Source organism: Domibacillus mangrovi (genome assembly GCF_001906925.1).
In the GTDB taxonomy this organism is placed as follows: Bacteria; Bacillota; Bacilli; order Bacillales; family Domibacillaceae; genus Domibacillus; species Domibacillus mangrovi.
In genome coordinates, this window is record NZ_MRWQ01000012.1 from 48,138 (window position 1) to 72,539 (window position 24,402).

The window sequence follows — 24,402 nt, forward strand, 5'->3', positions numbered from 1 at the left end:
GTGTTTTATATGAAATATGTTGGTAAGTCTATTAAATGTCTTTAATATTTGAGCAAGTAGGACATATGTTACTATAGCAGTCATGCTGTTCTTCAATGTATAAGCCGCAATTTGCGCATTCTTTGGCGGGTAAGTTTTTGAAAAATTCAACGATGCTTTTGATCATGTAGCTCTCCCCTTTGTTATATAACTGTTTTGTTTTATGGGTTTATTGTATTATAACAGATAGAGTGTCGTCAACTATTTTTTGAAAATCTATTTTAATTTTTGTGTAAAAGGGAATAATATAAAGTTAAAGTGAAATTACATACAGTTCTTTTTGAATTCTTGAAGTGGAGGTAATTACTACTTATTAATGCGGAATGAAAAGCGGGGAGAAATGAACATGAAAATAACGGTTATTGGGTGCTGGGGTGGTTTTCCAAAAATAAACGAAGCGAGCAGCGGCTATTTAATTAACGAAGACGGCTTTCAATTATTGCTCGACTGCGGAAGTGGTGTCTTATCCAAACTGCAAAACTACACAAAACCTGCCGCACTGGACGCGGTTATTTTGTCACATTACCATGCTGATCATATTGCGGACATTGGTGTACTTCAGCACGCACTGCTTATTGATTCATTTACAATGAAAACACGTGAAGAATCGTTGCCTATTTATGGTCATCAAGAGAGTGAAGGCTTTAGCACACTTACATATAAAAATATAACTACAGGTGTAGCTTATCATCCTGATGAGGCGATTCAAATTGGTCCTTTTGAGATCACATTTTTGAAAACAAATCATTCGGTTCCCTGCTTCGCCATGCGACTTGAAGCAAATGGTCATACGATTGTGTACACAGCAGATACAGCGTACAAAGAAGAAATGATTGAATTTGCAAAGGGAGCAGACATATTGCTTGCAGAAAGTAATTTATATAAAGGAATGGACGGTACTTCCGCTGGTCATATGACGTCAGAAGAAGCGGGTATCATCGCCCAAAAAGCAGGTGTTCGGACACTGGCCTTAACACACTTGCCACATTTTGGTGATATCAAACAGTTAAAAGAGGAAGCAGCTCAACTGTTTGAGGGGACGATCGTACTGGCACATGAATATTTGGAGATTGGATTATAAGTCGCCGTTTGCGGCTTTTTTTGTTGTCGAAGTAGGAGCAAAGCGATATAATTTGTTGGGAATGAAAGTTGGGAGGAAGAAAATGGCATCGCTAGTTGCGAAATACGGCGAATTTAAAGAAGGATTATACGCAGGGATAGGCATTGCTATCGGATACATACCGGCAGCGCTCACATATGGTCTGTTGGCGAAAAGTGCAGAGCTTTCATTAACAGAAACGTTATCGCTGAGCATTTTTGTGTATGCGGGCGCTGCCCAATACATGGCGCTCAACTTAATTGTGATTGGAACAGGCATCTTTGAAATTGTGTTGACGACGTTCATTTTGAACATTCGCCACTTTTTAATGTCCGCTGCATTGAATGAAAAAGCAGAAAATGAAGCAGTTTGGAAAAAAGCAGCGTACGCATTTGGTATAACAGACGAAACATTTTCGGTTGCTGCCATGCGCCGCAGCTCGATTAATGCGGCTTATATGGCAGGATTAATTATTATCTCGTATTCCAGCTGGGGTATCAGTTCGGGACTTGGATACATAGTAGGAAATGTTTTGCCACAAGTTGTCCAGGAGAGTATGGGTGTCGCACTTTATGCGATGTTTATCGGTTTACTAGTCCCCTCATTGAAAACACATACAAAAGCAGTTATATTAGCAGCAACGGCCGCATTATTAAATTGTATTTTTATTTATTCTCATACATTTTCAAGCGGCTGGGCAATTATTATGTCGACATTGCTGGCCGCCGTCTCGATTGAAGCAGTTGATCAAATGAGACATAAGGGGAAATTGTAATGAGTCTATCGATGGTCATAATCGTAGTAGGCATGACAGCAGTCACTTATATACCACGTATGCTTCCGTTTATTATGTTTAAAGAGAAAGAACTGCCGGTGTTCTGGCAGGGCATCTTAAGAAATGTTCCACATGCAACACTCGGTGCGCTTATTTTTCCGGGTATATTAACGTTTCATGAAAATAGTTGGTTTGGCATTGCTGGGGCAGCAGCTGCATTTCTAATTGCTTTTATGGGTGTTAACATTATTTTTACAGTACTCGGTTCTATTGGGGTTTTAACGATTTTATCAATGTTATAAAAAAGAGGAAGTACACGTTTAAAAGCTCCCCGCATCAAATAGATACGGGGGGCTTTTTTGGTTGAATTATTGAGGTATTCATTATGGTTGGAGGAAATTATGATATATGATGGCTCTTCTCCAACTGTTTTAAATCACTTGAAAGTGTCATAAATGTTGACCGATCGTCGTTATCAAGAGAATGATCAATTTTATCCATTAACATAGCTTTTTCTTTTTGGTATAAAATATCCTTAAGAAAGTTATCGATAAATTCACTTATCGCTGTTTTTTCTTTTTCACGGGGCATCGGGGACTTCATCATCTCGGCAAAATAATTATTGTTTTCCATTATAATCACCTCGGATACCTTTTTTATATTATATGAAATTTTAAGCAACTAATCAACAGAAAGTTTAAAATTTTTAGAAAATTAAATCTTATGACAAAAGGGACAAATGTAACAGCGGCATGTTACCATGAAAATGTGAGAACAATTCAGGTGAAAAGGATGAGCAAGATGACAAGAAATCCATTAGAACAGGCTGAGAAACTGCTTCTTGTACGGTCGGAAACACTGATGGTAAAACCAGTCCAATTTGGTGAGAGTACATGGATGTATGAAAGCAATAGGAAGCCGGTTCTAATGAACGAAAAATCATTAACCATTATTCGGAAAAGCTGTCTCCATCACTTGTCTACTTACGATGGAAGAAGGGAAGCATCAAAGCTGGTTCTTGGCATTAGATCAAAAGTTCCCATCGTGATTGATCACATCGAGGGTATTTATCTCTTCCCCATTGCTTCACATTTAAAACCTGACTGTGTCTGGATATCTTTATTTCATGTAAAGGAATTAAAAATTATCGATAAGAAAAGGACAGAAGTACTGTTTAAAGATGGACAAAAAGTAATCGTGAATGTTTCGATACACGTCGCATTCAGTCAATTAGCACTGGCAAATGAACTTCAAAAAAGAACGAAAACCATTACGTTCAACGGTGCGATAGAGAAAGTGGAACGCAAAAAATGGGTAAAAGGCAAAAAAAGAATGATTATTTCGTTTTCCGATTGGACAGAAAGTGAACAGGAAAAAGATTTGAAACGTTGATTGAATTGAAAGGGATTTAAAGAATGAACTTGAGTGAATGGTTATCAATAGAAAGAATAATGGGTTGGATTAATCAATATGAATCGTTTGGACCGCTACCAGGTTTTCTCTTGCCACTTTTAGAAGCATTTTTACCATTCCTGCCGCTGTTCGCATTCGTTCTTGCTAATGTAAATGCGTTCGGACTGTGGTTTGGCTTTTTCATTTCATGGGGTGGTGCTGTAACCGGTTCATTTATTGTTTTTTTATTAATCCGTAGGTACGGCCGTGAAAAATTTTTATCCTTTTTGCAAAAAAATAAGCAGATAAACAAAATGATGAATTGGGTAGACCGCCATGGGTTTGCACCCGTGTTTTTGTTACTTTGTTTTCCATTTACACCATCTGCTATTGTGAACATCGTGGCCGGTTTGTCCAGAATTAGCATCGTTCAATATTTGCTTGCTGTGATGGCGGGGAAAACAGTGATGATCTTCACGATTAGCTATGTCGGGTATGATGTGGCCGCGCTCATTCATCAGCCAGGCAGAACGGCTGTAATCGCTAGTGTTATGATCGCTCTCTGGTTTGGCGGGAAACAATTAGAAAAGCGACTTGAAAAATGAAAATCCATATCATAGATGTGGTTTTTCATTTTTCTTTTGATCGAACGTATGATCTTTGTTATAGTAGTGAGAAGGAAATGGAGGGATTGGGATGGGGCTGCAATTTGTTATTGGCCGATCTGGTTCTGGAAAGACGGATTGGATGATTTCAGAAATAAAAAAACGTATACTCGATGATCCGGAAGGAAAGCCGATTATTTATCTCGTGCCGGAGCAAATGTCTTTTTTATCTGAATACGTGCTGGCTGCAGATGAGGATCTTGGCGGTACCATTCGTGCGCAAGTATACAGCTTTACCCGTCTCGCTTGGCGTGTGTTGCAGGAAGAAGGCGGGATGAGCAGGCAGCACATTACCCCGGCGGGCCGAAATATTTTAATCCGAAAAATTATTGAAGAAAAACGGGAAGAGTTATCGGTTTTTTCAAAAGCTGCAGATAAAACTGGTTTTGTCAGCACGGTGGAAGGGATGCTTACTGAATTCCGGCAATATTTAATTACCCCGGATGATATGGAAGAACATCGTAGAAGTGTTCCGGCCGCACTTGCGGATAAATTAAATGATTTGCAAAAAATTTATACAGAATTTGATCGGGCACTTGTAGATAAATATACGGATTCCGAAGACTATATGCGTCTTCTTGCTGAAATGATCGTTAAATCAGATTACATACGGGAATCAACTATTTATATAGACGGATTTCACAGCTTTACACCACAGGAACATGATGTAATTCGCGTTTTGATGGACATAGCGCAGCATGTGACAATATCATTGACGATCGATCGACCATTCCGGTATGAGGATCCCGATGATACTGAATTATTCCGTTTAACAGGCCGGACGTATCATGATTTATATGAAAATGCAATTGAAGCAGGTATCGATATTAAAGACGATATCGTTATTCAAGGACATAAGCGGCAAAAAAATGAATCATTAATTCATCTCGAAACACAGTTTGACAAACGGCCAGCAAATATACATGAAAGTTGTTCCGGTTTAACGATTATGCAGGCGGCAGGAAGAAGGGCAGAAATAGAAGGCACGGCACGTGAAATTCGTCGTCTGGCGCGTGTAGAAAACTATCGCTATAAACAAATCGCGCTCCTTATCCGCAATGGAGAAGAGTATCAGTCTATTATTGAAACGGTATTTGATGATTATAATATACCCTTCTTTATTGATCAAAAGAGGCCCATGCTCAATCATCCGCTTATTGAATTGATCCGCTCATCTCTTGAAGTGATCGGTGGAAAGTGGCGGTATGAAGCCATTTTCCGTGCTGTTAAAACCGATTTGCTTTTTCCATTTGATGAACCGCGTGAAAACGTGCGCCGCCGCATGGATTTACTTGAAAATTATGTGCTGGCTCATGGCATATACGGCGATCGCTGGACGAACGGCGAAAGGTGGACGTACCGCCGTTATATGGGCCTTGAATTTACAAGTGTCGCTCAAACGGATGAAGAGCGTGCGTTTGAGATTCAGTTAAATGAGATGAAAGAAGCTGTTTCGACACCGCTGTATCGTTTAGAAAGGCGGTTAAAACACGCAAAAAATGCACTTGAATGTTGTCGATCTTTATATCAATTTATTGAAGACTTGAATATTCCAAGAAAGATCGAACAACTATCAATCGAAGCGGAAGAACGGGGCGAGTTAGCGTCCGCGGCTCAGCATAATCAGGCGTGGGATGCGGTCATCGGCATGCTGGATGAGTTTGCGGAAGTGGCAGGAGATGAGCAGATGAATGCAAAAAAATTCGCTTCTGTTTTAAATGCTGGTCTTGAAGCGCTTGAGTTTTCAATTGTTCCGCCGGCTGCAGATCAAGTCATTGTAGCGAATCCTGAACGATCACGTCTGGCCGGCATTGAAGCTGCATTTGTCGTTGGCATGAATGACGGTGTTTTTCCGTCGCGTCAAATGGAAGATGGTATTTTGGACGACGAGGAACGGACAGCGCTCATTGCAGCGGGGATGAATGTTGCACCGGGAAGCAAAACGAGGCTTCTTGATGAAGAATTCGTTGCGTACCGTACGGTGACTGTACCTGCGAGCCGCTTATATATTTCATGGCCGATTGCCGATTCCGAAGGGAAATCGTTGCAGCCGTCACCGTATATTAAAAGGATAAGAGAACTTTTTGGTGGTTTAAATGAACAGCTTTTAGCTAATGATCCAGCTGATTTGCAGCCAAAAGAGCAACTCGATTACATTGGTTATCCTGGGCCGACACTGTCTTATTTAACATCCCAACTTCAATTGAAGAAACGCGGATATCCACTCCACTCGTTCTGGTGGGATGTGTACAACATTTATATGGAAAGTCCGCTTAAACAAAAAGCAGGGCTCGTTTTAGATGGCTTATATTACGAGAATAAAACTGCCGTGCTAAAGCCGCAGACCGGTATTGATTTATACGGAACGGATATGATTGCGAGTGTGTCACGAATGGAAACGTTCCATTCGTGCCCGTTCAGCCATTTTGCAAGGCATGGGTTAAAGTTGCGTGACCGCCTTGTGTATCGTCTCGAGGCCCCAGATATTGGCGACCTGTTTCATGGTGCATTGAAATGGATCGCTGAAGAAGTTGAAAAGCGTGGAATGAAGTGGCCGGAACTTACATCGGAACAGTGCCGTATATTTGCAAAAAGTGCAGTGGAAGAGCTTGCACCAAAGCTTCAAAATCGAATTTTAATGAGTTCCAATCGATATTCATATATCCAGCATAAACTTGAGCAAATTATTGCCCGTGCCTCAACGGTACTGAGTGACCAAGCAAAAGTGAGCGGTTTTTCGCCGCTTGGTATTGAGCTTGCATTTGGTCCACGGTCTGAATTGCCTCCGCTCGTCTTTCAGTTGAAAAATGGTGCACGTATGTCGCTCGCTGGCCGAATTGACCGTGTGGATAAAGCGGTAGGGAATAACGATACATATTTGCGTGTTATTGATTATAAGTCGGGCAGCAGAGATGTTGATATGACGGAAATCTATTACGGATTTGCGATGCAAATGTTAACGTATCTTGATATCGTGTTGACGAATTCGTCCATTTTAACTGGTAAAGAAGCACGTCCGGGTGGCGTTCTTTATTTCCATGTGCATAACCCATATTTAAATACGAAAAAATTTATGACAATTGAAGAAATTGAAAAAGAAATGATGAAAAGTTTCCGTATGAAAGGGCTTGTTCTAGGTGAAGATGAAGCCATTCATTTAATGGATGAGCAGCTTGAAACGGGAGACTCGCTTATTATTCCAGCAGGTTTTAAAAAGGATGGAACGCTGACCGCCCGCTCAAAAACAGTGGATGATGATTCATTTGGAACGATGCGGCGTCATGTTCGGAAATTATACGAAGATGCAGGCAATGATATTGTATCCGGAGCCGTTGATATTACACCGTATCGTTACAACAAAAAAACACCGTGTACATTTTGTTCATACCGGCAAGTGTGCCAGTTCGACGATACATTAGATGAAAACAACTATAGACTGATTCGACCACATAAAAATGAAGAAATCATTCAGAAGATGAAGGAGAATGATGATGACGGAATTGTATAATATCCCCGAGAAGCCGACAGATGCGCTCTGGACCGATGATCAATGGAAAGCGATTTACGCACATGGAAGCGATATTTTAGTTGCGGCAGCAGCGGGTTCTGGAAAAACTGCCGTGCTTGTTGAACGAATTATTCAAAAGATCATCCGCGAAGAATCACCTGTTGAAGTGGATGAGCTTCTCGTTGTGACCTTTACAAATGCCGCCGCGGCAGAAATGAGACATCGGATTGGTGAAGCGCTGGAACGGGAAATTGAGCGTGATCCGGCATCCATCCGGCTGCGCCGTCAGCTCCGTCTTTTAAATAAAGCATCCATATCAACATTGCATTCATTTTGTTTGGAAGTCATTCGGAAATATTATTATATGATTGATATTGATCCGTCTTTTCGAATTGCGGACGATACAGAAGCGGTGTTAATCCGTGATGAAGTGTTAGAAGATTTGCTTGAAGAAGAATATGGAAAAGAGAACAATGAATCATTTTATCGATTGGTCGATACATTTTCTGGCGATCGGAGCGATGTCGAACTGCAAAAAGCGGTTATTCGTCTTTTTGATTTTTCCAGGTCACACCCCAATCCGGACGGATGGCTTCATCAACTATCATCGTTATATGAAACAGCAGAATCCATTGATGATCTTTCTTTTATTGATCCTCTAAAAAAGGATATCCGCTTCCAGCTTGAAAGTGCGATGGCGTTTTTAGATGAAGGCTTGATGATGACGGAATTACCAGGAGGACCTGTACCAAGAGCAGAAAATTTTTTAGTAGATGCCCGGATGGTAAAATCCATTTTGGAATGTGAAACGTGGGAAGAGATGTACAATGCGTTTCAAACGATTCGATTTCCGACACTAAAAATGTGCAAAGGGGACGACTATGATGAGGGGCTGAAGGAGCGGTCGAAAACAGTTCGGGACAATGCGAAAAAGTTGATCAATGAGTTAAAGGATACGTTTTTTGCCCGTAAGCCTGAAAATTGGCTGCGTGATATAGATGAAATGAAGCCTGTTGTAGAACGGCTTACTGAGCTCGTTATTGCTTTTTCAAAGCGGTATGAAACCGTAAAAAGAGAACGTGCTATTACTGATTTCAGTGATCTGGAGCATTACACGTTGTCGATTTTAATGACAAATGGAGAGCCTTCAAAAGCGGCTGAATCGTATAAACGTCGGTTCAAGGAAGTGCTCGTTGATGAATATCAGGATGGTGCGACACGTTGCTAACTGAAAAGGTTAGCCACTAGAGGAATCTAGGAGAACTAAGAATCTGATGAGTCGAATGACGGGGTAACGTCCTGAAAGGCTCAGCCTAATCCTCCGAATTGCGTCATTATGTGCAATCAGAATGGCGTGATAAGCTCGGTGAAGTCAGCTGAATATCACCCTAATCGAAAGAAGGAAAGCGGGATAGAGGTATCTTGTGTGATAGATAGGCTGGGGGTCTATAAGAAAATCTATGGTTAGAATTTAAGTGAAAAATTACTTAATGACGAAATTCCGAATGTACGGCTCTAGAGGTATAGCTGTTCGAAAGGGCAGTCCAACTTGTTTGGGTTAGTGAGGTAGAGTAAGAATCGTCTTTATGAAATACCTTATGATGTTACAGGCATCATCCAGCTAACAGGGCTAAAGGAATGACCTAAGGATTTTGTATGTACAGATAGGATTCTTGGAACGTGGGAAGCTGGTTACGTGGAGAGATTGCACTCGACGAAACGGTATGAAGGAAAGCGTCAGCATAACTTCATTTTAAGCTAGTGAAAGTGATGGCACAGTACCAGTGAAGCCGTGATAATAAGCGGTGGAGGGATAGCCATTAGTCAGTGAATAGAACACTTATTATTACATTTCATATTTTCAGGTTCGGGTATGACTAAGAGAAATGGATTCACTGAAATATCCTTTGAAGGATTGAGGTGAGTACATTGACTGAAACAGCGAAGGCTACAAAAGCTACAAAAGCTTTAAAGAGACAGGCTTTGAGAAATAATGAGTATTATGGTATGCAGTCACAACTAGACCAACTTTATCTTGAGAGTAAGAATAATAAGAAGTTTACAAAGTTATATGAGCTAATAACAGCGAGAGAAAATATATTATTGGCGTATCGTAATATTAAGAAAAACAAAGGCTCCTTTACACCAGGTGTCAACCAAACGATAATTTTAACAATTGCTGAAAAGGAACCAGAGAAGCTAGTACGATATGTCCGCAGTCGCTTACAAAATTACCAGCCACAGCGCATTCGAAGAAAAGAAATTCCGAAACCAAATGGCGGTATCCGACCATTAGGTATCCCAACGATTGAAGATCGCATCAATCAACAATGTATCAAACAAATTCTTGAACCGATCTGTGAGGCGAAATTCCATCCACACAGTTATGGTTTTAGACCGAATAGAGGTACACTTCATGCGTATTCAAGAGCAGTAACATTAGCTAATAGAAACAAGCTGCATTATGTTGTGGATATAGATATTAAAGGATTTTTCGACAATGTACATCATGGAAAGCTTTTGAAACAAATGTGGCATTTGGGGATTCAGGATAAGCGGGTTATTAGCATCATAAGCAAACTTCTAAAAGCGGAAATAGCAGGTGTAGGCACACCTGCTAAAGGAACACCACAAGGAGGCATATTGTCTCCACTACTATCCAATATCGTTTTAAATGAATTAGATTGGTGGATAAGCAGTCAGTGGGAGACATTTGAAACTAAAAAGAATTACGAAAGAAAGCGTATCATAAGTGGCAAGATGAGGCTAGATAGAACATTAAAATATCGAATGTTAAAAACATCGAATCTAAAAGAAATGTTCATTGTCCGATACGCCGATGACTTTAAAATCTTCTGTCGTAATCATCAAGACGCTTTTAAAATATTCGAGGCAGTAAAGAAATGGCTAAGAGAACGACTTGACTTAGAAATAAGCCAAGAAAAATCGAAAGTCGTTAATTTACGCAGAAATTACTCTCAATTTCTCGGCTTTAAATTTAAAGTCGTAACAAAAGGTGAAAAACTAGTTGTGAATTCACACATGTGTGAAAAAGCGAAACATAATGCTATAACCAAAATCAAAGAGCAAATTGAGAAAGTGAAAAAGAATTCAGTTGCAACAGAGGTATCTAAATTCAATGCAACGATTCTGGGATTACAAAACTTTTATCAACAAGCGACCATGGTCTCACAAGATTTCAGTGAAATTGCATTTACAGTCAAACGGACCTTATACAACAGCTTAGGCAAAGCTTCGAAATCAAAAGGGTATTTAAGCAAGTTTTATGTTGACCGATACAAAGACTATCTGCACTGGAAAATAGCTTTCGTTGCAGGAGTCGGAATCTTTCCGATTGATGGAGTGAAACATAAAAACCCTAAAAACTTTACACAGGAAATGAATAACTACACTGAAGAAGGAAGAAGTTTAATTCACAAGACGGTCAAAACCACATCACAAAAAGTGATTCGTTATTTAATGAGTAATCCAGTCAAAAATCGAAGCATCGAATATAATGACAATCGGATTTCTAAGTACATTGCCCAACAAGGGAAATGTGCAGTAATGAAAAATGAGTTGGAATTATTTAATATGGAACTACATCATATTTTACCAACGCATTTAGGTGGGACGGACTGTTACAGTAATCTGACGTTCGTATCAACAGATATACACAAGTTAATACATGCGACACAGTCAGAAACGATGAACAGATACCTTCTAAAGCTAAAGTTATCAGAAACTGAAATCGGTAAAGTGAATAAGCTAAGAGCCAAAGCTGGAAATGAAATGATAATGTAAGACCTATAAACTGATGGAACGCCGTATGAGGGGAAACTCTCACGTACGGTGTGAATGGGGGGAAAAGCTGGAGATGACTTCAAAGGCTTACCTATCCATATTTAATATGGTACAGGAAAAAATCGTCAGCCTTGTTTCGGCAAATGATGAACAAAAAGGCAACTTGTTCATGGTAGGCGACGTGAAGCAGTCCATTTATCGGTTTCGACTTGCGGAACCGGGGCTGTTTCTTGGGAAATATAAGCGTTTCAGTACAGATGGCCTTGCTTCGGGGCTTAAAATAGGGTTATCGCGCAATTTTAGAAGCCGCAGTGAAGTGCTCGACGGAACAAATTATTTGTTCCAGCAAATTATGGGTACAGATGTCGGCGAAATCGAATATGGTCCAGAAGAAGCGCTCGTACCGGGTGCAGATTACTCAGATGGCTCTTATCCTGTTGAAATCGCGTTAATTAGCAGCGATGGACCAGATGAAATAGTAGAAGAAGGCATCGATCGTGAAGATGCGGAACAGTCACAGATTGAATCGCGGTATATTGCGTCCAAAATAAAAGAGTTAATTAAATCGGGACAACCTGTTTACGATCCGAAAACGAAAACAGAGCGGCCTGTACAGTATCGGGATATTGTCATATTAATGCGTTCTCTCACATGGGTGCCGGAAATGATGGAAGAATTTAAACATGCCGGTATTCCGGTTTATGCGAGCACATCCGGGGGTTATTTTCAAGCGACAGAAATATCTGTCATGCTGTCTTTACTGCAAGTCATTGACAACCCGTATCAAGATATTCCACTGGCTGCTGTTTTGCGTTCACCGATTGTACGCTGCAGTGAAAATGAACTTGCATTAATTCGACTTGCATCGAAAAAAGGCAGTTATTTTGAATCATTGTTAGCTTTTATGGATGACCGAAATAGTGATGCATCTTTAAAAGAAAAAGTGCGTCCGTTTTTAGAATATCTGGAAAAATGGCGTTCCATTGGCCGAAGTGGTGCATTGTCCGATTTAATATGGGAATTATATCGTGATACGCAGTTTTATGCATTTGCGGGCGGAATGCCAGGTGGGAAGCAGCGTCAGGCAAATTTACGTGCTTTATATGACCGGGCTCGTCAGTATGAGGAAACATCATTCCGAGGTTTGTTCCGTTTTCTGCGTTTTATTGAGCGAATGCGTGAACGGGGCGATGATCTTGGGACGGCCCGTGCGTTGTCAGAGCAGGAAGATGTCGTCCGTATTATGACGATTCACGCAAGCAAAGGGCTTGAATTTCCGATCGTGTATATGGCTGCGGCGGGACGACGCTTTAATATGATGGATTTAAATGGCCGTGTGCTGTTTGATAAAGATTACGGCGTGGCGGTTAAATACATGAATCCTGATAAGAGAATTGCTTGGCCCTCTCTTGTTCAACTTGCTTTCCAGCGGAAAAAGAAACTGGAGTTGCTTGCAGAAGAAATGCGTGTCCTTTATGTCGCGATGACCCGTGCAAAAGAAAAACTGATTATTACCGGTTCTGTAAAAAGGTCCGAGAAGAAACAGGCCAACTGGGTATTATCAGCTGAAAAAGAATCGATGATGCTAAGTGATGCCGTAAGAGCATCTGCTACGTCTTATATGGACTGGATCGGCCCTGTTTTAATGCGCCATACGGATCTTGATGGTTCTCATTTGTTATTGGCAGATCATCCATCTCGTTTCACTTTTTCTGTCATTGAATCAGAGGAACTCTTTTTAATCGATGCAAAAAAACAAGAGGTCGAGCAGGATACTTGGCTGGAGTACATAAAAAAACGTCAGCTGTATCCGGAACAGTCGCCGGACAAAGGAGAGATTGAAGAACGGATGAGGTGGGAGTATGCGTTTCCCAAAGCGGTGAGTCTTCGTTCAAAACAGTCGGTCTCCGACTTAAAACGAATGAATGATATTTACAGTGAAGGGGCTGCGAATGAGACAGCGAGCGAATATCGACGTCCTATATTTAGACGACCGCGTTTTATGCAAATGAAACAGTTGTCACCAACCGAAATTGGAACGGCTGTTCATACGGTTATGCAGCACATAAGCCTTGAAAAAGCACCAGAAGAAGTGGAAGTGGAACGTCTTTTGGAGCAGCTGATTGAAAAAGAATTATTAACAGTCGAACAGACGGAAGCCATCCATACCGAAATGGTTGCTGCCTTTTTCAAATCAGAACCGGGGGAAATGCTGCTGGCAGCTGACCGTGTCCATCGTGAATTGCCGTTTAATATGGGGATGTCAGCACGTGAAGCCGGAACCGAGGATTTAGATGAAAAAGTGTTAATTCAAGGGGTCATTGACTGTTTGTTTGAGTATAAAGGAAAGCTATATTTGCTTGATTATAAAACCGATCGCATCACCGATCGTTTTGCAGGCGGGTTTACAGAAGCAGAGTCTGTTTTGCGTAAACGATATGACATGCAAATTACGTTGTATGCAAAAGCAATAGAACGCATCTGGAAACGGCCTTTGCATAAAAAGTTTGTCTTCTTTATGGACGGTGCACACGTCATTGAGTATACGTGAAAATCGCCTTTTTCTGTTATGATTATGAAAGTCATATTATAACCTGGAAGGAGCGTTTTGCTTGCAGTCTTTATCAACAGGGGGAAAACCGCGAATCTTAGCGATTGATGTATTGAGAGGGCTATCGCTTTTCGGTATCTTTCTCGTCAATATGTTTTCGTTTCATTCGCCTTATCTTTATTACAATCCATATGAATGGTGGAAAACGTCGCAGGATTTAACCATTTATTCCTGGATTGATGTTTTCGTACAGGCTAGTTTTTATCCATTGTTTGCGATGATGTTTGGTTTTGGCGTTGCGATGCAGTATGCAAAAGCGAGAGAGCATGGAAGGTCTTTTACATGGACCGGTATTCGCCGTTTTACTTTTTTACTGCTGCTCGGCCTCGTTCACGCCTTCTTTATCTGGCCTGGCGATATTTTATTCAATTACGCAGTATACGGCTTTTTTCTATTGCTTTTTTTACGTTTTTCTGGACGTATGCTACTTATTGTTGGTCTCGTTCTTTTGTTTATGCCAGCCGTTTTGTTAAGCATGCTGCTCATGCTAGCTGCTTATACAGATCCATATAACGCTTTGTATTGGACAGATATTGCGTCTGTTTCACAATCTATTGCCGCTTATGGAAGTGGGTCGTATATGGAAATTACGACGCAGCGCATACATGACTGGATGAACGCAAACCTTGTGGATGGGGGATTTTTATTCCCATTCATTTCAATCTTTCCACATTTAATCATTGGTGCAGGCGCTTATAAATTGAATGTCGTTGACAAATGGACAACGCATCCGAAAAAAACGATGTTCACTTTTCTTGTGTTTTTTATTGCCGGCCTTTTGTTAAAAGGGGTACCGTATGTTCTTGACCGTAATAATATTGCGTACATGTACGTGCAAGATTCGATTGGCGGTCCGATATTAGCCATATCATACGCAGTACTCATTGTTTTAGTGTGCACATTTCAATGGCCGAAAAAAATGCTGCAACCGTTCGCTGCTGCAGGGAAAATGTCATTAACTAATTATTTAATGCAGTCTGTCATCGGGACACTCCTTTTTTATCAGTATGGTCTCGGCTATTATGGTCAAATAACCATTCTAACTAGCATTTGGATTTGTGTGTCCATTTTCGCTGTACAAGTGATCGTATCGAATTTATGGCTTGAACGATTTAAACGGGGACCGATGGAGTCGCTTTGGCATACTATTACATACGGAACAGGGAGGAAATAATAATGAAATGGATTAGCTTTGTTTATAAAGAGGTTGAACATTATGGAATCTATAATGACTCTGACAAGACGGTTGTAAGCTTAATAGAAATGAACGGTGCACCAAAAACACTGTGCGAAGCAATCGGCCAGCCCGAATTTATGAAAGCGGCTGTGGATTTTTCTACCACATTAAAACGAATAAAAGTATCAGACGTTGAGTGGCTGGCACCGATTCCAAGACCAACGAAAAATATTTTCTGTATTGGAAAAAATTATCGAGATCATGCAGTTGAAATGGGTGGAGACGCAAGTATTCCGGAGCACCCGATCATTTTCACAAAAGCACCAACAACGGTATCAGGACAAAATGCACTGATTCCAGCATATGAATCGTTGACGGATTCACTTGATTATGAAGGTGAATTGGCGGTCATTATCGGTAAAAAAGGAAAAGAGATTGACCGTGAAAATGCGTTTGACTATATTTTTGGCTATACCGTTTTAAATGATGTGACAGCACGCAACATTCAAAATCGCCATCACCAGTTTTTTCTAGGAAAAAGTTTGGATGCAACGTGTCCGATGGGGCCATGGATTGTAACGAAAGAGGAGATTGAAGATCCGCATAACCTGTCGATTGAAACGAGAGTAAATGGAGAAGTACGACAGCAGTCGAATACATCACAGTTGATTTTTCCAATCGATGAAATTATTCATGTATTATCAAGAGGTATGACGCTTGAACCGGGTGACATTATCGCGACAGGTACTCCGTCTGGTGTTGGTTATGCAATGAATCCAAAAAGAACGCTGAAAGCTGGCGACTCTGTTGATATTACAATTGAAGGTGTCGGTACTTTGACAAATAACGTACAGTGATTATGTGGTAAGATAATAGTGAGGAAAAGGAGGGGAAATTATGGACTTTTTGACATCATCAACACATGTGCACATTACAACATGGGTCGTGGCAATTATTTTGTTTTTTATTGCATTTGGCAAACCATCTAAAGGGTTGCATATGGCACTGCGCCTGTTTTACGTGCTCATCTTGATCACAGGGTTCATGCTGTTTGTAACATTTGACAGTTTAAATCCGATGCTTTACGGACTTAAAATGCTTGGCGGAATTTTAACGATTGGTTTAATGGAAATGACACTTGTCCGCAAAAAGAAAGGCAAAGGGACAGGCGGCGTGCTAGTTGGGGCTATTCTTTTGCTGCTTATTACAATTATTCTTGGTTTTGCACTACCAGGAATCGCTTAAAAGTAGATTCCTAGTTCGGCGAAAAAAAGCTGCGCGGTTATTTAAAAGTGCAGCTTTTTTGTTAACATAAACAGAAAAGGAGCTGATCTAGTGTTTCCTGTTTTACTATGGCTGCTTGTATCCGTTTTGTTTATATACACGGTGAGGGCTGTGTCGATTCATATGGCACCGTCTGAAACGTTGATCTCTCCCGAATCTTCTTCAACTGAAAAAGAACCGACTGACAAATAACCGTCTTTTCCGAAAAGGAAGAGGCGTTTTTTGTCCGTTTCTTGAACAATGTCAACATTGTTTGACGCAAAGTAGTAAAAAGCGTACTCTAAAGGTTAGTATAATGACTTTAACGCAGGGGGAAAAGGCAGTGAAAAGACGATTATTTTCGCTCGTCATGATCCCGCTTCTCCTTTTTTCTGGAAGTACCGTATTCGCGGAAGAAAAAAGCGAGGAATGGCATGATGAAACGATGTATTTTTTAATGACAGACCGTTTTATGAATGGTGATCCTACGAATAATGCGCAAGTAAACAATGAAGATCCAACAGCTTATCAAGGTGGAGATTTCAAAGGTGTGGAAGACCAGCTTGATTATTTGCAAAAAATCGGGATCACATCGATTGTCATGTCGCCTGTTTTTGAAAATAAGGCAGGGGCCTATCATGGCTACAGTGTGACGGATTATAGCAAAATGAATGAGCAGTTCGGATCGAAAAAAGAACTGCAGCATCTCGTGAAAAAGGCGCATGAACTGGATATTCGGGTTCTTGTAGATTTTCCTGCAACGCGTGTGAGCACGGAGCATGTGTGGACAACTGAACCTGCTAAAGCAGATTGGTTTGTGTCGCTGTCAAGCGCACAAGAGCCAAATTGGTTAGGAGACATGGCTGAGCTTGATACAGCAAATGTAGACGTGCAAAGTGCGCTTGTTAATGCAGCGGTTAATCTTGCCAATGATACAGGCATTGACGGATACTTTTTCAGCAATGCATCTGGCGCTGATCCTTCTTTCTGGACAGCTTTTGATGAGAAATTACCAGCTCTTCACTTAATCGGTGAAATGAATGATGTGACGCCGGAAGAGGCAGCTGCTTATGAAGAAGCAGGACTTGATTCCGTGACAGCTTCATGGATGCAAGAGCCGCTTCGCAAGCAGTTTGCGACGGTTGACCGTTCTTCAGAAGAAGTGAAAGAGCTTCTGCTTAAAGAGCAGGATGTGTTCAAAGATCCATTGGAGATCATCCATGTGGCAGATTCTGCGTTAACAGACCGATTTACGCTTGATATGGCGAATGAGAACATGTTCCCTGGCGCACGCTGGAAAATGGCGCTGACGTATATGTATACGACACCGGGAACACCGGCTGTTTTTTACGGATCAGAAATTGCGCAAAATGGAGAATCTGGTGTTGCTGCACACGGATTAATGAATTTTCGGACGGATCAGGAACTTGTTGACTATATAAAGCAAATTGCTACACTGCGTGCCGATTTACCGGCACTGCGACAAGGGTCGTACGAGCCCCTTTACGAAAAAGAGGGCCTATCCGTTTTTAAACGGGAATATGAAAATGAGACGTTGATTGTTGCGATTAATAATACAGGAGAAACACAAAAAGTAACGATATCTGCAGATGAACTTGATCCTGACAAAGAATTGCGCGGACTTTTAGCGGGTGATATGTCACGTGCTGCAGATGGGGAGTTCACTATTATTTTAGACCGTGAAGAAGCGGAAGTTTATGCACTTGCGGAAAAAACAGGGATCAACTATGCATTTGTCGGTGCAATGACCGCCGTTTATATAACCTTTATCATTTTCCTTTACGTCGTCTGGAAACGTGGAAAACGTGCAGCAAGTAAGGAATAAACTAAAAGAGCTGTCCCAAAAGTCAGGGAATAACTGACCTAGGGCAGCTCTATTTTTTGTTTGAAAAAGATAGATTAGCGTTGTTTATCCCGCATTAACGGGCAGTAAGATCCCCTTCTTCAAGACTTCGAAAAGAAAAGAAGGATAAGCAGGGGATCAACTGCCCGTAAAAGCCCGATTGGTTCAACTAACATTCAGTGGGGGATGAAGAAAACCCCACTGAATGAAGTATTACTTTATCCCGCATTAATGGGCAGTAAGACCCTCGCTTAAAGATGTCGAAAAGAAAAGGTGGATAAGCGGGGGATCTACTGTCCGTAAAAGCCCGATTGGTTCGGGCCGGCTGAAGCCGGTTACTAAGGTCTTGCCACAGGACGCGGCGCTCTTTACTTGAGTTCCTGTTTATTCAGTAGGGCTAAGAGGAAGGCAGACTAAGAACGTCACGTCCTGTGACAACGTCTGCATAATTCACATCCTGTAAATCTAACCCCACTGAATGAAGTTTCACTTTATGGGACACTATGGCCCATAGAACTGTGCAAAATAGCAAACCATTGGCCATGATTGAGTGATAGATCGAGCGATTTTACAGCAGCGTCAATCCGTTCTTTTTTGCCGGAACCAATGATCGGCATAATCTGCGCCGGATGACGAATGAGCCATGCGTAAAGGACTTCGTCTATTCTGTCTGCACCGATTTCATGGCCGACATCTTGAAGTGTTTGCCGAAGTCTGACCGCTTTTTCATCGGTCCCATTAAAAATAGAACCGCCTGCCAGTGGCGACCAGGCCATAGGTGCAATTCGTTTTTCCTGGCATAAATGAAGTGTGCCGTCTTCGAAGTTTTCAAGATGATAGGCAGATAACTCTAACTGATTTGTTACGAGCGGAAACGTCATGTATGATTCAAGCATACGCCATTGATGATCTTTAAAGTTGGACACACCAAAGTGGCGTACTTTCCCCGCTTCTTTTAACTGAACAAATGCATCGGCCGTTTCATGAGGGTCCATAAACGGATCAGGTCGATGAATAAGCAGCAAGTCAATATAGTCCGTTCGCAAGTTACGCAATGATTGCTCAACAGACGCGATAATATGGGATTTCGTCGTATTATAATGTTTAGGAAGCTGTTCAGATGGCAAAACGATGCCGCATTTCGTGACGAGTTCCATTTGATAACGCAATGACGGTTTTTCATTTAGTGCGTCGCCAAATAGCGTTTCACATGTATAGCCTCCATAAATATCAGCATGATCGAACGTTGTAATCCCACGCTCCATTGCGTGCTCAATTAAATCAAGTGTTTTTTTAGTAGAATATTGCCAGTCGGCAAGCCGCCATGATCCGTGAATGAATCGGGAAAATGACAGATCATTTGTTAATTGAATGCGTTCCATCGTAACCATCCTTGTTTATTCAGTTTAAACGTGTAGGTTTAGCGATAACCGTTCTTCTAGAAAAAGGGCAATGCCGTCTTCTTGATTTGAAGCGGTCGTTTCATTCGCGATCGATTTTAATTCCTTAATCCCGTTGCCCATTGCGACACCGGTGCCGGCAAACTCGATCATTTCTAAGTCATTGTCTTCATCACCGAAAGCAATAATGCGTTCGGGCGGAATGCCCATCCAGTCGGAAATGCGCTTTAAGCCAACTGCTTTGCTCATGCCGCTTTTAACGATTTCAACAACATGCCATGGGGCTGTCCAACGCCGGTGATCGATCACTTCGGCATGAACATCGCTTAAATGCCGTCGTATTTCTGGCACCTGTTCTTCTGTCGCGTGAATGAGCATACTCGTTGGATGATCCGTCAGCATGTTGCGCAAATCACCGCTTGTAATGCCGGCACTTCCCATTTCGAATACATTGATGAGTTTTTCATCGTGATAGTGGAGATAGACATCATCGAGTACTTCAGCGATGATATTATGAAAAGTGAACGATTGACATGCTTCAACGATATCGATTGCTGTTTTTAACTCCATCGGTTCATGGAACATTCCCCATCCCGCATTGCCAGGGTGATGAACGAATGCCCCATTAAAGTTGACGATCGGTGTTTTTAATCCAAGCTCGCTGTAATATGGCATACTAGAGCGAAAAGGGCGGCCTGTTGCAATCATTACTTCGTGGCCTTGCTCCATTGCGGCATGAATCGTTTGCTTTGTTCGGGAAGAGATCGTTTTTTCATCCGTCAATAGCGTTCCATCGAGATCAAGTACAATTAAATGTTTTTCCATTCTGCATCTCTCTCTCCTTTTCCTGTTTCTCCTTTTAAGTGTAGAGGGTAGGGTCCTTATTTGTAAAGAGGCAGGCTTTTTGTTTATTTATATATTTGTCTGTTATGATAAGAAGAGATGAGAAAAGGAAGGAGTGTTTTTCAACATGGATCAAGATTTAAAAGAAAATATTATGGGTGCGCTTGAGCAGGTTGTCGATCCGGAACTCGGTATTGACATCGTCAACCTTGGGCTCGTCTATGACGTTGATATGGACGAGGAAGGAAAAACAACAATTACGATGACATTGACGTCAATGGGTTGTCCACTTGCTGGGGTTATCGTCGATCAAGTGAAAGCAGCGCTTGCCGATATTCCAGAGGTGAAAGAAGTCGAAGCGAACATCGTATGGACGCCGACATGGTCACGCGACATGATGTCACGCTATGCAAAAATTGCATTAGGCATTCAATAAAAAAGATGGAGGACTCAGATATCTGGGGATCCTCCATCTTTTTTAATCAATTTGGCACAGATCAATCGGACAGTTTTCACAGTTAATTTCCTGTTTTAAATAATCAATGTCGCATAATGTGATGCGGTTACGCTTCATTTTAATAATGCCTTCTTTTCTCAGTTCCGAAAGCAGCCGGTTGACGACTTCACGGGACGTGCCGCATAAGTTCGCCATTTCTTGGTTCGTCAGCGACACATTTATTTGTAGACCCTCTGCCGTTTTTTCCCCAAATGTGTTACCCATCCGGATTAGTGTTGAATAAACACCGCCTTTTTTTCCGTTTAAGACGAGATCACGAAGCTTTGACTGCGTCCGTAAATGGTTGTTATGTGTATAGCGAAGCCAATGCACCATTAATTCCGTTTTTGATGACAACGCTGATTCTAATTTGTGGCGGGAGATGACAAGTGCTTCACCAGATTCGATGGCTTTCGCATTCATTGTATAATTCGCATCTTCTTCAAACAGTGCCATTTCAATCAGCATATCGTGAGCTTTTGAAATCCGAATGGTCAACTCACGGCCATCCGGTATAAATTTGCTAATCTGTATTTTGCCAGACTGCATCCAGAAAATGTTAGATGCTGAATCTCCTTCTTGAAACAAGTAAGTGCCTTTTTTAAACGATCGCACATGTTGCTCTTCTGCAAATAAGGCTTCCAGTGTACGTAAAAGCGACGGATCAAATACCACTCGAGTCCAACCTCCTTATCTCCTATTGTAAAGGTGTTAAGTGTGCATAACAACTAGTTATTTATAAGTATAAAATAAGTTTTTCAAACCATTTTCTTTGCCAAAAAGAAGGGGATAAATTAAAATGAATGAAAGGTCAAGAAAGGTCAAGGGGGTTTTTAGGTGAAGATGGACAACATGACATATACGATGCAAGAAGCACTTACTTCAGCTCAGCAAAGCGCCGTTGAACGAAATCATTCTGACGTGGACACCGTACACATGATGATGGCACTCGCTTCAAAAGAAGTCGGATTGTTCAGCCGGATTCTCGAACGTGCAGGAATGAAAAAAGCTGTGTTGCTCCGCGCCCTGCAGCAAGCGATTCAAATAAAGCCGATCGTTTCTGGAGACGCGCAGTACGGTGCTTATTTATCAAGTGCATTGAACGCATGGTTTCAAAAAGCAACGAATATTCAAAAAGAATTTGATGATGCGTATTTATCTGTTGAACATATGGCTGCATCAATTTTTTCAGCAGGCAAAGTGATTGTAGACGTATTGAAAAAAGAAAATGTGACGGAAAAGGCTATCTTAAGAGCCATTCAAGAGATCAGGGGGAATGAAAAAGTGACGACACAAAATCCAGAAGCAGGCTACGAAGCACTAGCAAAATATGGGCGTGATTTAGTTGAAGAAGTGCGCGCAGGGAAAATCGATCCAGTCATTGGCCGTGATGATGAAATCCGGCATGTGATTCGTATTTTATCGCGGAAAACGAAAAACAATCCAGTATTAATTGGAGAGCCGGGGACAGGAAAGACCGCTATTGTAGAAGGATTAGCCTGGCGAATTGTTCGCAAAGATGTACCAGATGGGTTGAAGGATAAAACGATTTTTTCGCTTGATATGAGTTCACTTATTGCTGGTGCAAAATTTCGCGGGGAGTTTGAAGAACGGTTACAAGCGGTGTTGAATGAAGTAAAGAAAAGCGACGGCAATATTTTATTGTTTATTGATGAAATTCATACCATTGTCGGTGCGGGGAAAACAGAAGGATCGATGGATGCCGGCAATATGCTCAAGCCGATGCTCGCACGAGGAGAGCTTCATTGTATCGGTGCAACGACACTTGATGAACACCGCCAATACATTGAAAAAGATCCCGCGCTGGAGCGGCGTTTTCAGCCCGTACTCGTATCAGAACCGACGATTGAAGATACCATTTCGATCTTGCGTGGCTTAAAAGAAAGATTTGAAATTCATCATGGCGTGAATATTCACGACCGGGCGCTCGTTGCGGCTACCACCTTGTCCAACCGCTACATTACAGATCGTTTTTTACCAGACAAAGCAATTGACTTGATGGATGAAGCATGTGCGATGATCCGGACGGAAATTGATTCGATGCCGACGGAACTCGATGCCGTAATGAGACGTGTTATGCAGCTTGAAATTGAAGAAGCAGCCTTACGAAAAGAAAAAGATGTAGAAAGTGCTACGCGTCTCGTTCACATTCAAAAGGAATTATCCAATTTAAAAGAACAAGCAGACACGATGAAAGCCCAATGGATGGGCGAAAAAGAAGCAATTATGGATGTGAAAGAGAAGCGGGGAGAACTAGACCGTCTGCGCCGTGAACTAGAAGATGCGGAAAGCCGTTATGATTTAAATCGAGCAGCTGAACTGCGCCACGGACAAATTCCGGCCGTAGAGAAAGAATTAGTAGAATTGGAAGCGGGCACTGCGGATGAAAGAGAGAACCGGCTCCTTCGTGAAGAAGTAACCGAGGAAGAAATTGCATCGATTGTTGCACGCTGGACGGGTATTCCGGTAACGAAACTGGTAGAAGGTGAACGGGAAAAGTTACTGCGTCTTGAGGACATTTTACATGAACGGGTGATCGGACAGGATGAAGCAGTGTCGCTAGTCAGTGATGCAGTATTGCGGGCGCGGGCAGGCATTAAAGATCCAAATCGTCCAATCGGCTCTTTTTTATTCCTTGGGCCAACCGGGGTCGGGAAAACGGAGCTGGCAAAGACACTTGCCGATGTACTGTTTGACAGTGATGAGCAGATGATTCGTCTTGACATGTCGGAGTATATGGAGAAACACTCTGTATCGAGGCTTGTTGGAGCACCTCCAGGGTATGTTGGATATGAAGAAGGAGGTCAGCTGACTGAAGCGATCCGCCGCCGTCCATATTCTGTTGTGCTACTGGATGAAGTGGAGAAAGCGCATCCGGATGTGTTTAATATATTGCTGCAAATACTTGATGATGGCCGGATTACCGATTCGCAAGGGCGCATGGTGGACTGCAAAAATACAGTGTTCATTATGACGTCTAATATTGGATCATCTCATTTGCTTGAAATAGAAGGCGAAGGAGAAATTCCGGAAGAAGCAAAAACTAATGTGATGAATCAGCTACATGCTCATTTCCGTCCGGAGTTTTTGAATCGGGTCGATGATGTCGTGCTATTTAAACCACTCACACAAGCCAATTTAAAAGGCATTGCAAGTAAACTTTTGGCTGGATTGGATGAACGTCTTGAAGATCGGGGAATTACCCTTTCTGTAACGGATGAGGCAAAAGATATCATTGTCGAAAAAGGGTATGATCCAGTCTTCGGTGCCCGTCCATTGAAACGGTTTATTCAACGGCAAATTGAAACAAAAGTAGCACGTGCAATTATTGCAGGTGAAATTTTGCCAGGTGCAACGGCAGTCATTGATGTAAAAGAAGGGGAACTCATTGTTAGAAAGTGATGGTCAGAGAATGGTCATAAAACGATGTAAGTGGTTAGAAACA

At 41.7% G+C, this 24,402-nt stretch carries 21 protein-coding genes; 16 read left to right on the forward strand and 5 right to left on the reverse strand.

Annotation, left to right across the window (positions count from 1 at the left end; genetic code table 11):
* Positions 1-31 precede the first annotated feature (31 nt).
* A complete protein-coding gene (yhfH, locus tag BLL40_RS13255; protein ID WP_073712355.1) occupies positions 32-166 on the reverse strand; it encodes a protein YhfH in 135 nt (44 codons plus the stop codon).
* A 219-nt stretch (positions 167-385) separates the two neighbouring features.
* Here yhfH and BLL40_RS13260 point away from each other — a divergent pair, with 219 nt between their 5' ends.
* The 3 genes from BLL40_RS13260 (at position 386) to BLL40_RS13270 (ending at position 2,215) form a co-directional block, all read left to right on the forward strand.
* Entirely contained in the window at positions 386-1,120 is a 735-nt protein-coding gene (locus BLL40_RS13260) for an MBL fold metallo-hydrolase (protein ID WP_073712393.1), read from the forward strand.
* A gap of 82 nt (positions 1,121-1,202) precedes the next feature.
* The gene (locus tag BLL40_RS13265; protein ID WP_073712394.1) at positions 1,203-1,913 is read left to right on the forward strand and encodes an AzlC family ABC transporter permease; all 711 of its coding nucleotides are present in this window, start codon (positions 1,203-1,205) and stop codon (positions 1,911-1,913) included.
* Complete coding sequence (locus BLL40_RS13270) at positions 1,913-2,215, forward strand: AzlD domain-containing protein (RefSeq protein WP_073712356.1); 303 nt, start codon at positions 1,913-1,915, stop codon at positions 2,213-2,215. Before BLL40_RS13265 ends, BLL40_RS13270 begins: the two co-directional genes overlap by 1 nt.
* A 97-nt stretch (positions 2,216-2,312) precedes the next feature.
* Here BLL40_RS13270 and BLL40_RS13275 read toward each other — a convergent pair whose 3' ends face one another.
* Positions 2,313-2,546: an IDEAL domain-containing protein gene (locus BLL40_RS13275; protein ID WP_073712357.1), complete on the reverse strand. Its 234-nt coding sequence runs from the start codon at positions 2,544-2,546 to the stop codon at positions 2,313-2,315.
* A 168-nt stretch (positions 2,547-2,714) separates the two neighbouring features.
* Here BLL40_RS13275 and BLL40_RS13280 point away from each other — a divergent pair, with 168 nt between their 5' ends.
* The 11 genes from BLL40_RS13280 (at position 2,715) to BLL40_RS13325 (ending at position 18,179) form a co-directional block, all read left to right on the forward strand.
* Positions 2,715-3,305, forward strand: a complete 591-nt coding sequence (locus tag BLL40_RS13280) for a competence protein ComK (protein WP_073712358.1) — start codon at positions 2,715-2,717, stop codon at positions 3,303-3,305.
* Positions 3,306-3,328: 23 nt separating this feature from the next.
* Positions 3,329-3,910, forward strand: coding sequence for a TVP38/TMEM64 family protein (locus BLL40_RS13285; RefSeq protein ID WP_073712359.1), 582 nt, complete (start codon positions 3,329-3,331; stop codon positions 3,908-3,910).
* A gap of 91 nt (positions 3,911-4,001) precedes the next feature.
* Positions 4,002-7,478, forward strand: a complete 3,477-nt coding sequence (addB, locus tag BLL40_RS13290; protein WP_073712360.1) for a helicase-exonuclease AddAB subunit AddB — start codon at positions 4,002-4,004, stop codon at positions 7,476-7,478.
* The gene (locus BLL40_RS13295; protein ID WP_083566523.1) at positions 7,456-8,706 is read left to right on the forward strand and encodes a UvrD-helicase domain-containing protein; all 1,251 of its coding nucleotides are present in this window, start codon (positions 7,456-7,458) and stop codon (positions 8,704-8,706) included. The genes addB and BLL40_RS13295 overlap by 23 nt, the downstream gene beginning before the upstream one ends.
* Before the next feature lie 779 nt (positions 8,707-9,485).
* The gene (gene ltrA, locus BLL40_RS13300; protein WP_083566525.1) at positions 9,486-11,282 is read left to right on the forward strand and encodes a group II intron reverse transcriptase/maturase; all 1,797 of its coding nucleotides are present in this window, start codon (positions 9,486-9,488) and stop codon (positions 11,280-11,282) included.
* A gap of 73 nt (positions 11,283-11,355) precedes the next feature.
* A complete protein-coding gene (gene addA / locus BLL40_RS13305) occupies positions 11,356-13,833 on the forward strand; it encodes a helicase-exonuclease AddAB subunit AddA (protein ID WP_245797951.1) in 2,478 nt (825 codons plus the stop codon).
* Between the two features lie 61 nt (positions 13,834-13,894).
* The gene (locus BLL40_RS13310) at positions 13,895-15,067 is read left to right on the forward strand and encodes a DUF418 domain-containing protein (RefSeq protein WP_073712363.1); all 1,173 of its coding nucleotides are present in this window, start codon (positions 13,895-13,897) and stop codon (positions 15,065-15,067) included.
* 2 nt (positions 15,068-15,069) lie between these two features.
* On the forward strand, positions 15,070-15,927 hold the full coding sequence (locus BLL40_RS13315; RefSeq protein WP_073712364.1) for a fumarylacetoacetate hydrolase family protein: 858 nt from the start codon (positions 15,070-15,072) through the stop codon (positions 15,925-15,927).
* A 40-nt stretch (positions 15,928-15,967) separates the two neighbouring features.
* The gene (locus BLL40_RS13320; RefSeq protein WP_073712365.1) at positions 15,968-16,315 is read left to right on the forward strand and encodes a DUF1516 family protein; all 348 of its coding nucleotides are present in this window, start codon (positions 15,968-15,970) and stop codon (positions 16,313-16,315) included.
* A 90-nt stretch (positions 16,316-16,405) separates the two neighbouring features.
* Positions 16,406-16,546, forward strand: coding sequence for a hypothetical protein (locus BLL40_RS17430; RefSeq protein ID WP_159434224.1), 141 nt, complete (start codon positions 16,406-16,408; stop codon positions 16,544-16,546).
* A gap of 130 nt (positions 16,547-16,676) precedes the next feature.
* Positions 16,677-18,179: an alpha-amylase family glycosyl hydrolase gene (locus BLL40_RS13325; RefSeq protein ID WP_159434225.1), complete on the forward strand. Its 1,503-nt coding sequence runs from the start codon at positions 16,677-16,679 to the stop codon at positions 18,177-18,179.
* A gap of 509 nt (positions 18,180-18,688) precedes the next feature.
* On the opposite strand, the gene BLL40_RS13330 is transcribed toward BLL40_RS13325, so the two are convergent.
* Both BLL40_RS13330 and BLL40_RS13335 read right to left on the reverse strand, forming a co-directional pair.
* Positions 18,689-19,579 carry an aldo/keto reductase gene (locus tag BLL40_RS13330; protein WP_073712367.1) on the reverse strand — a complete coding sequence of 297 codons (891 nt, stop codon included), beginning with the start codon at positions 19,577-19,579 and terminating at the stop codon, positions 18,689-18,691.
* A gap of 24 nt (positions 19,580-19,603) precedes the next feature.
* On the reverse strand, positions 19,604-20,422 hold the full coding sequence (locus BLL40_RS13335; RefSeq protein ID WP_073712368.1) for a Cof-type HAD-IIB family hydrolase: 819 nt from the start codon (positions 20,420-20,422) through the stop codon (positions 19,604-19,606).
* Between the two features lie 145 nt (positions 20,423-20,567).
* Here BLL40_RS13335 and BLL40_RS13340 point away from each other — a divergent pair, with 145 nt between their 5' ends.
* A complete protein-coding gene (locus BLL40_RS13340; protein ID WP_073712369.1) occupies positions 20,568-20,876 on the forward strand; it encodes a metal-sulfur cluster assembly factor in 309 nt (102 codons plus the stop codon).
* A gap of 42 nt (positions 20,877-20,918) precedes the next feature.
* Here BLL40_RS13340 and BLL40_RS13345 read toward each other — a convergent pair whose 3' ends face one another.
* A complete protein-coding gene (locus BLL40_RS13345; RefSeq protein ID WP_073712370.1) occupies positions 20,919-21,611 on the reverse strand; it encodes a Crp/Fnr family transcriptional regulator in 693 nt (230 codons plus the stop codon).
* Between the two features lie 162 nt (positions 21,612-21,773).
* On the opposite strand from BLL40_RS13345, the gene clpB reads away from it, so the two are divergent.
* A complete protein-coding gene (clpB, locus tag BLL40_RS13350; protein ID WP_073712371.1) occupies positions 21,774-24,359 on the forward strand; it encodes an ATP-dependent chaperone ClpB in 2,586 nt (861 codons plus the stop codon).
* Positions 24,360-24,402: the final 43 nt, after the last annotated feature.

Bases quoted from the DNA above. Each gene is read 5' to 3' on its own strand.
- yhfH (WP_073712355.1), bottom strand. From the start codon at position 166: ATGATCAAAAGCATCGTTGAATTTTTCAAAAACTTACCCGCCAAAGAA.
- BLL40_RS13260 (WP_073712393.1), top strand. From the start codon at position 386: ATGAAAATAACGGTTATTGGGTGCTGGGGTGGTTTTCCAAAAATAAAC.
- BLL40_RS13265 (WP_073712394.1), top strand. From the start codon at position 1,203: ATGGCATCGCTAGTTGCGAAATACGGCGAATTTAAAGAAGGATTATAC.
- BLL40_RS13270 (WP_073712356.1), top strand. From the start codon at position 1,913: ATGAGTCTATCGATGGTCATAATCGTAGTAGGCATGACAGCAGTCACT.
- BLL40_RS13275 (WP_073712357.1), bottom strand. From the start codon at position 2,546: ATGGAAAACAATAATTATTTTGCCGAGATGATGAAGTCCCCGATGCCC.
- BLL40_RS13280 (WP_073712358.1), top strand. From the start codon at position 2,715: ATGACAAGAAATCCATTAGAACAGGCTGAGAAACTGCTTCTTGTACGG.
- BLL40_RS13285 (WP_073712359.1), top strand. From the start codon at position 3,329: ATGAACTTGAGTGAATGGTTATCAATAGAAAGAATAATGGGTTGGATT.
- addB (WP_073712360.1), top strand. From the start codon at position 4,002: ATGGGGCTGCAATTTGTTATTGGCCGATCTGGTTCTGGAAAGACGGAT.
- BLL40_RS13295 (WP_083566523.1), top strand. From the start codon at position 7,456: ATGATGATGACGGAATTGTATAATATCCCCGAGAAGCCGACAGATGCG.
- ltrA (WP_083566525.1), top strand. From the start codon at position 9,486: ATGCAGTCACAACTAGACCAACTTTATCTTGAGAGTAAGAATAATAAG.
- addA (WP_245797951.1), top strand. From the start codon at position 11,356: ATGACTTCAAAGGCTTACCTATCCATATTTAATATGGTACAGGAAAAA.
- BLL40_RS13315 (WP_073712364.1), top strand. From the start codon at position 15,070: ATGAAATGGATTAGCTTTGTTTATAAAGAGGTTGAACATTATGGAATC.
- BLL40_RS13320 (WP_073712365.1), top strand. From the start codon at position 15,968: ATGGACTTTTTGACATCATCAACACATGTGCACATTACAACATGGGTC.
- BLL40_RS13330 (WP_073712367.1), bottom strand. From the start codon at position 19,579: ATGGAACGCATTCAATTAACAAATGATCTGTCATTTTCCCGATTCATT.
- BLL40_RS13335 (WP_073712368.1), bottom strand. From the start codon at position 20,422: ATGGAAAAACATTTAATTGTACTTGATCTCGATGGAACGCTATTGACG.
- BLL40_RS13340 (WP_073712369.1), top strand. From the start codon at position 20,568: ATGGATCAAGATTTAAAAGAAAATATTATGGGTGCGCTTGAGCAGGTT.